This is a genomic window from Streptomyces sp. NPDC059456 (genome assembly GCF_042750055.1).
Taxonomy (GTDB): Bacteria; Actinomycetota; Actinomycetes; order Streptomycetales; family Streptomycetaceae; genus Streptomyces.
The window spans coordinates 1-13,349 of record NZ_JBHYVA010000172.1 but is presented as its reverse complement, the minus strand read 5'-3'; the positions used below and the strand labels follow the sequence as shown (position 1 = coordinate 13,349).

The window sequence follows — 13,349 nt, the reverse complement described above, 5'->3', positions numbered from 1 at the left end:
CCCCCGTCGGGGTGCCGGGCCTTCCGGTCGGACGGTGAGGCTTACGCCTCGAAGACCTCGTTCAGCAGGAGCTGCTGCTCCGCCTGGTGGCGCTTCGCCGAGCCCACCGCGGGGGAGGAGCCGTGCGGGCGCGAGATCCGCCGCAGGCGCTCGCCCGCCGGGACGTCCGCGCCGACCGCCAGGTCGAGGTGGTCGATCAGGTTCAGCGCGATGAACGGCCACGCACCCTGGTTCGCCGGCTCTTCCTGCGCCCAGATGTACTTCGCCGCGTTCGGGAACTTGGCGATCTCCGCCTGGATCTCGGCACCCGCCAGCGGGTACAGCCGCTCGATGCGGATGATCGCGGTGTCCGTGATGCCGCGCTTCTCCCGCTCGGCCTCCAGGTCGTAGTAGACCTTGCCGGCGCAGAAGACGACCTTGCGGACCGCGTTCGGGTCCACCGTGGTGTCGCCGATGACCGGGCGGAACGAACCGTTCGTGAACTCCTCCGCCTTCGACGCCGCCGCCTTCAGGCGCAGCATCGACTTCGGGGTGAAGACGATGAGCGGCTTGTGGTGCGGGTTGTGGACCTGCCAGCGCAGCAGGTGGAAGTAGTTCGACGGCAGGGTCGGCATGGCGACCGTCATGTTGTCCTGCGCGCACATCTGGAGGAAGCGCTCCGGGCGGGCGGACGAGTGGTCCGGGCCCTGGCCCTCGTAGCCGTGCGGCAGCAGCAGGGTGACGCCGCTGGTCTGGCCCCACTTCTGCTCGGCCGAGGAGATGAACTCGTCGACGACGGTCTGCGCGCCGTTGACGAAGTCACCGAACTGGGCCTCCCAGAGGACGAGCGCGTCCGGGCGGGCCAGCGAGTAGCCGTATTCGAAGCCCATGGCCGCGTACTCGGAGAGCAGCGAGTCGTAGACGTTGTAGCGGGCCTGCTCGTCCGACAGGTACTGCAGCGGGGTGTAGTCCTCGCCGGTCTCCCGGTCGATGAGGACCGCGTGGCGCTGGCCGAACGTGCCGCGGCGGGAGTCCTGGCCGGACAGCCGGACCGGGGTGCCCTCCATCAGCAGGGAGCCGAAGGCGAGGGTCTCGCCCATGCCCCAGTCGATGGTGCCGTCGTCGATCATCGCGGCGCGGCGCTGCAGCTGCGGCAGCAGACGCGGGTGCACGGTGACGTGGTCGGGGATGTTGACCTGGGACTCGGCGATCCGCTTGACGACGTCCTGCGAGATGGCGGTGTTCACCGCGACCGGGAACTCCTGCGCGGTCTGCGCCGGCGGCACCGGGGCGCCCGCGGGCTGCGTGGCGGCCTCGCGGACCTCCGCGAAGACCTTCTCCAGCTGGCCCTGGAAGTCCTGGAGCGCCTGCTCGGCCTCTTCCAGCGTGATGTCGCCGCGACCGATGAGGGACTCGGTGTACAGCTTGCGCACCGAGCGCTTCTTGTCGATCAGGTCGTACATCAACGGCTGCGTGAACGCCGGGTTGTCCGACTCGTTGTGACCGCGGCGGCGGTAGCAGATGAGGTCGATGACGACGTCCTTGTTGAACGCCTGGCGGAACTCGAAGGCGAGCCGCGCGATGCGGACCACGGCCTCCGGGTCGTCGCCGTTCACGTGGAAGATCGGCGCCTCGATCATGCGGGCCACGTCGGTCGCGTACATGGAGGAACGCGAGGACTCCGGGGCGGCGGTGAAGCCGACCTGGTTGTTGATGACGACGTGGACGGTGCCGCCGGTGCGGTAGCCGCGCAGCTGCGACATGTTCAGGGTCTCGGCGACGACACCCTGGCCGGCGAAGGCCGCGTCACCGTGCAGGGCGACGGGCAGGACGGTGAAGTCCGTGCCGCCCTTGTTGATGACGTCCTGCTTGGCGCGGGCGACACCCTCCAGGACCGGGTCGACGGCCTCCAGGTGGGAGGGGTTGGCGACGAGCGAGACCTTGATCTGCTCCCCGTCCAGGCCCGTGAAGGTGCCCTCGGCGCCCAGGTGGTACTTGACGTCGCCGGAGCCGTGCATGGACTTCGGGTCGAGGTTGCCCTCGAACTCGCGGAAGATCTGCGCGTACGACTTGCCGACGATGTTGGCGAGGACGTTCAGGCGGCCGCGGTGGGCCATGCCGATGACGACCTCGTCGAGGCGGGCCTCGGCGGCCGAGTCGATGACGGCGTCGAGCAGCGGGATGACGGACTCGCCGCCCTCCAGGGAGAACCGCTTCTGGCCGACGTACTTCGTCTGCAGGAAGGTCTCGAAGGCCTCCGCCGCGTTCAGGCGGCGCAGGATGCGCAGCTGCTCCTCGCGCTCCGGCTTGGAGTGCGGGCGCTCGATGCGGTCCTGGATCCAGCGGCGCTGCTTCGGGTCCTGGATGTGCATGAACTCGACGCCGGTGGTGCGGCAGTACGAGTCGCGCAGGACGCCGAGGATGTCGCGGAGCTTCATCATCGACTTGCCGGAGAAGCCGCCGACCGCGAACTCGCGCTCCAGGTCCCACAGGGTGAGGCCGTGCTCGGTGATGTCGAGGTCGGGGTGCTTGCGCTGCTTGTACTCCAGCGGGTCGGTGTCGGCCATGACGTGGCCGCGGACCCGGTAGGAGTGGATCAGCTCGAAGACGCGGGCGGCCTTCGTGACGTCGTCGTCGTGCGAGGCGTCGATGTCCCGGAGCCAGCGGACCGGCTCGTACGGGATGCGCAGGGCCTCGAAGACGTCGTCGTAGAAGCCGTTCTCGCCGAGGAGGAAGTTCGCGACGATGCGCAGGAACTCGCCGGAGGCCGCGCCCTGGATGACCCGGTGGTCGTAGGTCGAGGTCAGGGTCATGACCTTGGAGATGCCCAGCTTGTTCAGGGTGTCCTGGGAGGTGCCCTGGAACTCGGCCGGGTAGTCCATGGAGCCGACGCCCATGATGACGGACTGTCCGGGCATCAGGCGGGGCACGGAGTGGACGGTGCCCAGGCCGCCGGGGTTGGTCAGCGAGACGGTGACGCCGGTGAAGTCGTCCATCGTCAGCTTGCCGACGCGGGCGCGGCGGACGATGTCCTCGTACGCCTGCCAGAACTCGAAGAAGTTGAGGGTCTCGGCCTTCTTGATGCCGGCGACGACGAGCTGACGGTCGCCGTTGGGCTTCACGAGGTCGATCGCGAGGCCGAAGTTCACGTGCTCCGGCTTGACCAGGGTCGGCTTGCCGTCCTTCTCCTGGAAGGAGTGGTTCATCGACGGCATGGCCTTGATGGCCTGCACCATCGCGTAGCCGATCAGGTGCGTGAAGGAGATCTTCCCGCCCCGGGCGCGCTTCAGGTGGTTGTTGATGACGATGCGGTTGTCGAACAGCAGCTTCACCGGGACGGCGCGGACGGAGGTGGCCGTCGGCACGTCGAGGGAGGCGTTCATGTTCTTCGCGACGGCGGCCGCCGGGCCGCGGAGCGTCACCAGCTCGGGGCCCGCGGGGGCCTCGGTGGCGGGCGCGGCCTTCTGCGGGGCTACGGCGGAGGAGGCGGGCGCGGCCGGTGCGGCGGCCGGGGCCTGGGAGGTGACAGTCACAGCAGGGGCACCAGAGGGGGTGGCAGGAGCAGGGGCAGGAGCGGTCACAGGCGCGGGCGCGGGAGCGGGGGCCGCGGCGCGCGCCGCCCCCGTGGCGGCTGCGTCGGTGGCCTGCGGCGCTGCGGCGACGGGAGTGGCGGCCTGTGCGGAGGCGCCGTCCGTCGTCGTCGCGGGCTTCTCGGGACCGTCCGACTTCACCGGAGCGACAGCGCCCCCCGGCTTGTAGTCGGCGAAGAAGTCCCACCAGGCCCGGTCGACCGAATTCGGGTCCTGGAGGTACTGCTGATAGATCTCGTCGACGAGCCACTCGTTGGCACCGAAGCCTGAGGCAGGGGTCTTCCCGCCCTCTGCTGCTTCGGTCGTGGTGCTCGGGTTACTGGGGGACTGTGGCGACACGGCGGCAACCGCCCTCTTCCGCTTCACAAGGTATGGACAGCGGGAATAAAGGCTACGCCTCCCTGACCGCTGGATGCAGACCGGGCGGGACTTACGTCATGTAGGTCACATCGAACGGCGGGTTTCGCCGCCCTGAATGGCGGGAAACCAGCCTGGTTCGGGTAGGGGGCATCGTGGTTGCGGCCCCCTTGGCTTCGCACCCCTGACGGACCCCGGGCACGTGTGGCCGAGATCATGTCCTACGCACTCGAACCCTACGTCAATGTGACGCCGGGGAGCTGCCCGGAAGCGTGACGAGGATGCGGCAGCCGCGTGACGATTCGGCCACCCCGATATGCCCTCCGTGCAGGCCGACGGCCCAGCGGGCGATCGCGAGCCCCAGTCCGGTGCCGCCGTCGCCGCCGTTCGCGCTGCCCCGGTTGAACCGCTCGAAGACGCGGTGGCGCTCTGCTTCCGGGATGCCGGGGCCCTCGTCCCGGACCTCCAGCGCGAGGCTCCCGGGGGTGTCGCCGGCCCGGGCCCGGACGGTGACGCGGCCGTGCGGGGGGCTGTGCTTGACCGCGTTGTCGATCAGGTTCGCCACGACCTGGTGCAGCCGCTCGGCGTCCGCGTACGCCGTCAGTTCGGGAGGGAACACGTCCAGGTGCAGGTGGACGTCGTTGCGGGTGTGCCCGCCGGAGCCGGAGAGCAGACCCGGCCGGCCGGCGGCCGCCAGACCCGACTCCTTCAGGACCCCGGACAGGTACGGCCACACCTCGAAGCGGCGGGCCCTCAGCGGGACCACCCCGTTGTCGACGCGGGACAGGTCCAGCAGGGTCTCCACGAGCCGGCCCAGGCGCTCGGTCTGCTTGAGCATCGTCCGCATGGTCTCCGGATCGGCCCGGGAGACCCCGTCCACCACGTTCTCCAGCACCGCCCGCAGGGCCGCGATCGGCGTGCGCAGCTCGTGCGAGACGTTGGCGACCAGCTCCTTGCGGTGCCGGTCCACGGCCTCCAGGTCGTCCGCCATCAGGTTGATCGTGGACGCCAGGTCGCCCAGCTCGTCGCGGCGCCCGGCCCCGCGCACCCGGCGGGTGTAGTCGCCGTGGGAGATCGCCCGGGCCACCCGGGTCATGTCGTCCAGCGGCGCCGTCAGGCTGTGCGCCACGAACTGGGTGATCAGCATCGATGCGATCACCGAGAAGACCGTGATGAACCGCAGCTCGGTGTCCGTGCGCAGGGCCACCATCAGCAGCCCCGTCGTGATGAAGACCGAGACCACGACGAGCGTGCCCAGCTTGGTCTTGATCGAGAACGGCGAGAACGGCCGCAGCCCCCCGGGCGGGCGCCCGCCGCTCATGACTGGGCCGGGGTCTCCAGGGCGTACCCGACGCCGTGGACCGTACGGATCCGCTCCGCCCCGATCTTCCGGCGCAGGGCCTTGATGTGGCTGTCGACCGTACGGGTCCCGGACGCGTCGGCCCAGTCCCACACCTCGGCGAGCAGCTGCTCGCGCGAGAGCACCGCCCGCGGGGTGCCGGCCAGGCACACCAGCAGGTCGAACTCGGTGGGCGTCAGGTGGACGTCCTCGGCCTGGACCCGGACCCGGCGCTGCGCGTGGTCGATCTCCAGGTCGCCCAGGCGCAGGGTGGCCCCGCGCGGGGTGGTGGCGGCCAGGGTGGCCCGCTCCACGCGGCGCAGCAGGACGTGGACCCGCGCCGCGAGCTCGCGCATGGAGAACGGCTTGGTCATGTAGTCGTCGGCGCCGACCCCGAGCCCGACCAGCATGTCGGTCTCGTCGTCCCGCGCGGTGAGCATCAGCACCGGGACCGGGCGCTGCGCCTGGACGCGGCGGCAGACCTCCAGGCCGTCGAAGCCGGGCAGCATCACGTCGAGGACCAGCAGCTCGGGCTGCCAGCTCTCGGCCGCCGCCACGGCGGCCGGGCCGTCGAAGGCGGCCTGCACCTGGAAGCCCTCGGCGCGCAGCCGGGCCGCGATCGCGTCGGCGATCGTGCGATCGTCCTCGACCACGAGTACGCGCCGCTGGGCGCCGGGGGTGGCCGCGGCACCGCCGTGGGTGGTGTGTGTCTGTTCCATGTCCCGCCCCTGAAGATCCGCGTGGTAGGGGTGCAGCGTAGAGGAGGCACCGGCCTGCGGCTATGCGGGGTTCAGACAGGGAAACTGGCGGAACCAACTATTCCGATTACGGCGGGAATGGGGATATGGGCGGTGATGCCGGGTGGCCGTCCCCCCACGGCACGGCCACCCGGTGCGCGGTGATCGTCGGCCACCGCGCGCTTTTGTCGACCCCCTACAGGGCCAGGCCGTGCCCGTACGGGAACACGGGGTCGACCGTGTCGTTCGGCACGTCCGGCCGCGAGGCCTCCACCGCCGCCATCGACCGCGGCAGCTCGAAGGGCAGCCGCCCCTCCGGCACGGCCCGGCCGAAGGCCACGTCCAGCAGCGCCGCGTCCTCGGCGCCGTAGTCCGCGACCAGCGCCGCCGCCCGCTCGGCGATCTCCGGGATGACCGCGGCGCGCTCCAGATTGATGCAGACCAGCGTCGGTACGGCGTCCAGCAGCGCCAGGATCCGGGACAGCTCCGGCTCGGCGAAGGCCAGCGAGCCCGAATGGAAGAACGACTCGAAGACGTTCTCCCGCGGCTCGTACGGGGTACGCAGCCGCAGCACCGCCAGCTCCGCCGAACCCGGCTCGGCCACCACCTCGCCGTACCCCGCCGCGACGGCCCCGTCCACACCCTCCACGTACAGGCGCGGCCGCCCGCGGACCGGCAGGAGGCCCCCCGGATTGGTCAGCACCGTCAGCGAACGCCGCTGCGCCGCCGCCCCCAGCGCCGCGAAATCGGCCCGGCCGACCGTCTCCGCCGCCGCGTCCGGGTCCACGTACGGGTTCTCGAACAGGCCCAGCACGAACTTCTCGCGCAGCAGCCGCGCCACCGACACGTCGATCCGGGACTCCGGGACCCGGCCCGAGCGGACCAGCTCCACGATCACCTCCGGGCACTGCTCCCCGCCGAACTGGTCGGCGCCGGCGTCCAGCGCGCGGGCCGCCCGCTCGGCGACCGTCAGGTGCTCCAGGCCCCAGGCCCGCGCCGGGTGGACCTGGCCGAAGACCACCGCGTCGTTCAGCAGCCCCCAGTCGGTGCAGACGATCCCCCCGAAGCCCAGCTCCTCCCGGAGCAGGCCCGTGACCACGTCCTTGTTGAAGCCGAAGCCGACCTCCTCCCAGTCCGTGCCGACCGGCTGGCCGTAGTACGGCATCATCTGCGCGCATCCCGCCTCGACGGCTGCCCGGAACGGCTCCAGGTGGTGCTCGCGCATCCCGCCCGGGTAGACCTGCTCCTTGCCGTGCGCGAAGTGCGGGTCCTCGCCGTCCTTCTGCGGGCCGCCGCCGGGGAAGTGCTTGACCATCGCCGAGACGGACTCGGGACCGAGCTCCGGGCCCTGCAAACCTCGTACGTACGCCCGCACCAGTTCGGCGGTGAGCCGCGCGTCCGAGCCGAAGGTGCCGCTCTGGCGGGCCCAGCGGGGCTCGGTCGCCAGGTCGATCTGCGGGTGCAGGGCGACCCGGAAGCCGACGGCCAGGTACTCGCGGCGGACGGTGTCCGCGAAGCGGAACACCAGCTCCGGGTCGCCGATGGCGGCCAGGCCCAGCGCCTCCGGCCAGGCGGAGAACGCGCCGGCGTCGAAGGAGGCCCCGACGTTGTCGGTGAAGGCGTGCCGCGGGTCGGTCGAGAGCGTGACCGGAATGCCGAGGCGGGTGGCCGCGGCCATCTCCTGCACCGCGTTCTGCCACTGCGCCATCTCGCGGGCGCCGTACGTGCCGAGCAGGTTGAAGTGGCTGAGGAAGCGGTCCCCGATCAGCTCCGGCGTGGTGAACGGGAGCATCGAGCCGTCGGTCTCGGTGACCGGGGTGCCGTCCGGATTCATCATCAGCATCGCGTGGAAGAGCTGGCCGGCCTTCTCCTCCAGCGTCATCCGGGAGAGCAGGTCCGCCACCCGCTCCTCCACGGGCAGGGCGGGGTCCTTGTACGGGGGGACGGCGGCGGGCACGGAGTTCATCGGCGTACGGCTCCTGGGTGCGGTCCGGCGGAGGGTGCCACCGTAGACGCGAAAACCTTGTACCCACTAGGTTTTGGAAAAGTGACCTGGACCACTCCGCTCAGGGGGCCGCAGCGGAGCACCTAGGGTGGGCCGCATGGCACAGGACAAGGAGCGCACCGCCCCGAAGGCCGCCGGCCGCGGGACCTACGCGGTGGGCGACGCCCGCCGCCGCAAGATCCTCGACACCGCGGTGGAGCACTTCGCGCAGTGGGGCTTCCACGCCTCCTCGCTCGCCCGGATCGCCGGCGAGTGCGGCATCACCCAGGGCGGGCTCCTGCACCACTTCCGCAGCAAGGAGGACCTGCTCCTGTCGGTGCTGGCGCAGAGCGAGCAGCACGACGTGGAGCGCCTGTTCGGCGAACCGGCCGAATCCGTCGCCGCGTACTACGCCACCGTCGTCTCACTGGCCGCGGACAACGCCCGCCGGCCCGGCCTCGTACGGATGTACAACACGCTCGTCGGCGAATCCGGCAACCCCGGCCACCCGGCGCACGCCTACTTCGAGCAGCGCTACGCCCGGGTGCTCGCCCACAACGTCGCGCTGCTGGAAGCGGCCGTCGCCCGGGGGGAGCTGCGGACCGGCACCGACTGCGAAGCCGTCGCCCGCGAGACCCTGGCCGTCATGGACGGGCTCCAGATCCAGTGGGCGCTGACCCCCGGCGCCGTGGACATGCCGGCCCGGCTGCACGGATACCTCGACCGGCAGCTGCGCGCGATCTCGACGGCGGGCACCGGCCTGCCGGCGAGTGCGAGGCCGACACGTGCGAGGCCGGCGAACGTGAGGCCGGCCGCGGGTCCGCCGGCCGGCCCGGCCTAGCCGGCCTCGAACGGGGGCAGCTCGCTCAGCGCGCTGCGCAGGGCCGGCGTCAGCGACTCCTGGCCGGCCGCCACCTCGTGGCCCTCGTGCACGAAGGCGTAGACGAATCCGTCGAACACCGTCGCCCCGCCCTTCGGGACCTTCGGCAGGTGCGCGAAGTCCGCCCGCCCCAGCGCGGTGCGCAGCCTGGCCAGCCGCTCCGGCGGGAGCTTCCCCGTGCCGGCCGGCCGCGCCTGGCCGTCCAGCCGGGTCCACGACCCGTCGCCCTTGATCAGCAGAGTGCTCGTCCTGCCCGCGATACCACCGCTACGGGTGACCGTGAGCAGCCGTTCCAAGGCCGAGGACGGCCCCGGGGAGACGGGGGAGCCGGGCGCGGACGAGCCCGCCGGGGCGCCGCTGGGCTTCCCCGGCGCCGGCTGCGCACCCGTCGTACCCGAGGAGGGCCCCGGGGACGGCTGCGCCGGTCCCGACGCGGTCGTGCCACCGCCGGCCGACCGGGTGCCGGAGCCCGGCGGGGCCGACGGGCCGCCGCCTTGCGATCCGCATCCCGCCAGGACCACCGCACCCAGCAGCACCGTCGCCGCCGCTCGTAACGCGCGCACACCCACCCCCGGAGGTTCTCGGGCCGACCCCCGAGTATGGAGCGGACACCGCCCGCACGGATAGCACCAGGAGGACGACATCCGCCGCATCGCCGCCGCCCGGTGCTGGCTGCCGCCGCTGCTCGCCGTCCTCCTCGGCCTCTGGGGCCTGCGCCGCGGCGGCAGCATGTGGCGCGACGAGTCCGTCACCTGGCAGGTGGCGCACCGCCCCCTCGGCGGGATCCGGGAGCTGCTCGGACAGGTCGACGCCGTGCACGGGCTGTACTACCTGCTGATGCACGCGGTCTTCCGGACCTGGGACGGAGGCCTGTGGGCGCTGCGGCTGCCGTCCGTCGCCGCCACCGCCCTCGCCGCCGCCGGGGTGGCCGCGATCGCCCACCGGCTCGCGGGGGAGCGGGCCGCACTGTGCTCCGGGGCCGTCTACGCCGTGCTGCCGCCCGTGCAGATGTACGCGCAGGAGGGCCGCTCGTACGCCCTCGTCGCGGCAGCCGTGGTGTGGGCGACGTACCTGATGCTGCGCGAGCGGTGGGCCGCGTACACCGCGGTCCTGCTGGCGGGCTGCTGGCTGCACGAGTTCGCCGCCCTGGCCCTGCTCGCGCACGCGGTCACCGCGCGGCGCTCGCGCGGCTGGCGGCGGAGCGCCGCCGTCGTCGTGGTCCTGCTGCTGCCGCTGGCCGCGGTGAGCGTCCGGCAGGCGGACCGTCAGCTGGGCTGGCTCGGGCGGCCGGGCTGGCAGGACTGGGCGGCGTACGGGGTGCTCGCGGCGGCCGCGCTGCTGCTCGCCCGGGGCGCCGCGCTGCCCCGGGACCTCGTACGGGTGGCCCTGCCGCTGGCGCTGCTGCCGCCCGGCCTGCTCATGCTGATCTCCCTCGTCCACCCCTGGTACGTCGACCGGTACGTCCTCTACGCCCTGGCCGGGCTCGCCCTGTTGGCCGGAACCCGCCTCGCGGCGGCCCGCCACCACTGGCCCTGGCTGCTGGCGGCGGCCCTGCTGGTGCCGTTCGGCTGGTGGTCGCTCTGGCTGCGCACGCCCGAGAGCCGCAAGGACGACGTGCTCGCGGTGGCCGCCGCGGTCCGCGAACGCGCCCGGCCGGGCGACGCGGTGCTGTTCATGCCGTCGCGGCGGCGCGAATGGCTGCTGTCCTCGCCGGAGCTCTACGGGACCCTGCGCGACCTGGCCCTGGCCCGCACCCCGGCCGCTTCGCGCAGCCTCCAGGGCACGGAACTGCCGACCGAGGAGATCCGGGCCCGCCTGGTGGACGCCCCCCGGGTGGTGGCCCTGCTCGATCCGGCGGACCAGCCGCTGGACGCGTACCCCCGGGAAGCGGTCAAACGCCAGACGCTGGCCTCGCACTTCGACCTCTGCTCGGTGGACGAGGTCAGGGGAGCCCGCGTCGCGGTCTACGCGCAGCCGGGGCGGTGCCCGTGAGGGGCCGCTCTCCGGCCTCCGCCGCACCGCGGTGCAGCGGGCGCGGTCCCGGACACCCCTAGCGCCGGCCGGTGCGGAAGTCCCGCATGTAGAACACCTTGTCGTAGCGGCGCTCGCCGACGGCGACGAAGCCGGGGAGGCGCCCGTACTCGGTGAAGCCGAGGGAGCGGTAGAGCCCGAGCGCGCGGGTGTTGTCGCCCCGGGCGTCCAGGGTGAGGACCTCGATCCCGGCGGCCCCGGCGTCCGCGACCAGGGCCGCGGTGAGGGCCCGGCCGACCCCGCGCCCGTGGACGGCGGCGTCCACCGCGACCTTCTCCAGGTCGGCGTGCGGGCGGTGCGTCGGCCGGGCGTGACGGCGCCAGTAGCCCAGCCCGACCAGGCGGCCGCCGAGGTGGGCGACGCGCAGGGCCGCGTCCCCGGACCGGGCCTGCGACAGCACCTGGTCGAGCAGCTCCGCGACCTCGTCCGGCGCGGGCGGATCGACCCAGCCGAGGGCCGCGCCGCCGGCGACCAGGTCCGCGAGGACGCGGTGGACCGCCACCGGATCGGGAGTCCACCCGGAGTGGTCCAGCACGGTGATCGTTTCCGGCTCCATGTCCGCACCCTAGAGGACTGGATGCGGGTCGGTCCGCGCCCGTACCCTCGGCCCTCCGGGAGCGAGCGGGCCCGGAACACGGGGCAGGGGGAGGACGTATGCGGTCCGAGATCGGAATGGGGCTTTTCATCCTCGGCATGGTCGGCCTGCTGATCGGCAGCCGCGGTGAGCGGGGCTGGGGCAACTGGGACCGCAGGCAGCGGATCATCTGCTCCGTCTCGCTGGTGGTCGCGTTCACCGGCCTGGCGCTCAGCGGCTAGCGGCCGGCCGCGCGGCCGCCGCCCCGGAGGCTCCCGCGGCGTCCACGAACTCCCGTACCGGAAAAGTGTTTTGCGGGCGGCCTCGAGTCCCGTAGGAAGATGTCCGGCGGGCCCCGGAACCGAAGGGGTCCGCCGATTCCGACCGGAGGTGCCGCATGACCCCGCCCCGCCCCGACGCCGCCCTGCCCGGACCCCTGGTCGGCGTGGACTGGCTGGCCGGCCGGCTCGGCGGGCCGGGGACCGTCGTGTTCGACGCCTCCGTCGGCGCCCACCGCGGCGCCGGCCGGCGGATCCCGGGCGCCCGGCCCTTCGACCTCGACGGCGCCCTGTCCGACCACGACGCTCCCGCCCCGCACACCATGCCCGGCGCCGCCGCGTTCGAGGAGGCGATACGCGCCCTCGGCGTCGACGACACCGACACCGTCGTCGTCTACGACGGCGCCGGCATCTACTCCAGCGCCCGGGCCTGGTGGATGCTGCGCGCCATGGGCTTCGACCGGGTCGCCGTCCTGGACGGCGGCCTGCCCGCCTGGACCGCCGCCGGGCTGCCCGTCGAGGAGTGCGGACCCGTGTACGGGGGCCCGCGCGGCTCCTTCACCGCCCGGCCCCGGACCGGGCTGCTGGTCGACGCCGACGCGGTCCGCACGGCCCTGGCCGATCCGGCCGCCGTCGTACTGGACGCCCGTACCCGCGGACGCTTCACCGGCACGGCCCCGGAACCGCGGGCCGGCCTGCGCGGCGGGCACATGCCGGGCGCGGTGAACCTGCCGTTCGGGGACCTCCAGCGCGACGGCCTGATGCGGCCCGCCGGGGAACTCCGGGCGGCCCTCACCGCGTTGACCGGGGACAGGGAGCGGCTGTACTTCAGCTGCGGCTCCGGCGTGACGGCATGCGTCCTGGCCCTGGGCGCCACGCTGGCCGGGTACGAGTCGCTCGCCGTGTACGACGGCTCGTGGACGGACTGGGCGATGCGCCCGGAGCTGCCCGTGGTGACGGGCCGGCGGGGGCAGTTCTTCGACGGCGCCGCGTCCGAGGACCGGTTCGCCACGCCCGCGACGGGCGACGAGCGGGCCCTGCTCACCGATGTCCTGGCGGCGCAGCGCGCGACGCTCGAGCTGAAGTGCGCCGGGCTCGGCGCCGAGCTGGCCCTGCGGTCGGTGGAGCCGTCCACGCTGTCGCTGCTCGGCCTGGTCCGCCACCTCGCGGACATGGAGCGCCGCTGGTTCCGCCGGGTCCTGGCCGGGCAGGAGGCGCCCGCCCTGTTCTCCTCGGAGGCGGACCCGGACGGCGACTTCGACGGTGCGGTGCCCGGCGCCGCGGCCGTCGCGGCGGCATGGGAGGCATGGCGCGACGAGGTCGATTTCGCGCAGTCGTTCACGGCCGCGGCGCCCGACCTGGACGTGGAGGCCGACGACGAGTGGCGCGGGAAGGTGTCACTGCGCTGGGTGCTCATCCACATGATCGAGGAGTACGCCCGCCACAACGGGCACGCCGACCTGCTGCGCGAGCGGATCGACGGCGCGATCGGCATCTGAAACGGCGGCCAACCCCACCCCGCACCCCGCCCGGCACCCGGCACCCCGCACCCGGCCTCGGCCTCGGCCACGGTTGGGCCGGCGAGCACCCGCGGCCGCAT

10 protein-coding genes and 1 pseudogene are annotated in these 13,349 nt (G+C 73.1%); 5 read left to right on the top strand and 6 right to left on the bottom strand.

What is annotated here, in order from left to right; genetic code table 11:
- Positions 1-41: 41 nt before the first annotated feature.
- From ACFXA3_RS17395 to ACFXA3_RS17380, 4 genes are all read right to left on the bottom strand, one after another.
- The gene (locus tag ACFXA3_RS17395) at positions 42-3,908 is read right to left on the bottom strand and encodes a multifunctional oxoglutarate decarboxylase/oxoglutarate dehydrogenase thiamine pyrophosphate-binding subunit/dihydrolipoyllysine-residue succinyltransferase subunit (protein WP_385187634.1); all 3,867 of its coding nucleotides are present in this window, start codon (positions 3,906-3,908) and stop codon (positions 42-44) included.
- A gap of 259 nt (positions 3,909-4,167) precedes the next feature.
- Complete coding sequence (locus tag ACFXA3_RS17390; RefSeq protein WP_385187632.1) at positions 4,168-5,247, bottom strand: ATP-binding protein; 1,080 nt, start codon at positions 5,245-5,247, stop codon at positions 4,168-4,170.
- On the bottom strand, positions 5,244-5,984 hold the full coding sequence (locus tag ACFXA3_RS17385) for a response regulator transcription factor (protein WP_327285386.1): 741 nt from the start codon (positions 5,982-5,984) through the stop codon (positions 5,244-5,246). The genes ACFXA3_RS17390 and ACFXA3_RS17385 overlap by 4 nt, the downstream gene beginning before the upstream one ends.
- Positions 5,985-6,198: 214 nt before the next feature.
- Positions 6,199-7,968, bottom strand: coding sequence for a glycoside hydrolase family 3 protein (locus ACFXA3_RS17380; protein WP_385187630.1), 1,770 nt, complete (start codon positions 7,966-7,968; stop codon positions 6,199-6,201).
- Positions 7,969-8,104: 136 nt separating this feature from the next.
- Between ACFXA3_RS17380 and ACFXA3_RS17375 the strand changes: the two genes are divergently transcribed.
- Entirely contained in the window at positions 8,105-8,827 is a 723-nt protein-coding gene (locus tag ACFXA3_RS17375) for a TetR/AcrR family transcriptional regulator (RefSeq protein ID WP_385187628.1), read from the top strand.
- On the opposite strand, the gene ACFXA3_RS17370 is transcribed toward ACFXA3_RS17375, so the two are convergent.
- A complete protein-coding gene (locus ACFXA3_RS17370) occupies positions 8,824-9,429 on the bottom strand; it encodes a hypothetical protein (protein WP_385187626.1) in 606 nt (201 codons plus the stop codon). The genes ACFXA3_RS17375 and ACFXA3_RS17370 overlap by 4 nt on opposite strands.
- 166 nt (positions 9,430-9,595) lie before the next feature.
- Here ACFXA3_RS17370 and ACFXA3_RS17365 point away from each other — a divergent pair, with 166 nt between their 5' ends.
- Complete coding sequence (locus ACFXA3_RS17365; protein ID WP_385187625.1) at positions 9,596-10,858, top strand: hypothetical protein; 1,263 nt, start codon at positions 9,596-9,598, stop codon at positions 10,856-10,858.
- A gap of 58 nt (positions 10,859-10,916) precedes the next feature.
- On the opposite strand, the gene ACFXA3_RS17360 is transcribed toward ACFXA3_RS17365, so the two are convergent.
- Complete coding sequence (locus ACFXA3_RS17360; RefSeq protein ID WP_385187623.1) at positions 10,917-11,453, bottom strand: GNAT family N-acetyltransferase; 537 nt, start codon at positions 11,451-11,453, stop codon at positions 10,917-10,919.
- Between the two features lie 98 nt (positions 11,454-11,551).
- Between ACFXA3_RS17360 and ACFXA3_RS17355 the strand changes: the two genes are divergently transcribed.
- The 3 genes and pseudogenes from ACFXA3_RS17355 to ACFXA3_RS17345 all read left to right on the top strand — a co-directional run bounded on the left by ACFXA3_RS17355 (position 11,552) and on the right by ACFXA3_RS17345 (position 13,248).
- Positions 11,552-11,713: a hypothetical protein gene (locus ACFXA3_RS17355; RefSeq protein WP_385187621.1), complete on the top strand. Its 162-nt coding sequence runs from the start codon at positions 11,552-11,554 to the stop codon at positions 11,711-11,713.
- Between the two features lie 155 nt (positions 11,714-11,868).
- Positions 11,869-12,711 (top strand): annotated as a pseudogene (locus tag ACFXA3_RS17350) (sulfurtransferase); the annotation flags it as partial.
- Positions 12,700-13,248: a DinB family protein gene (locus tag ACFXA3_RS17345; protein ID WP_385187636.1), complete on the top strand. Its 549-nt coding sequence runs from the start codon at positions 12,700-12,702 to the stop codon at positions 13,246-13,248. The pseudogene ACFXA3_RS17350 and the gene ACFXA3_RS17345, both read left to right, overlap by 12 nt.
- Positions 13,249-13,349: the final 101 nt, after the last annotated feature.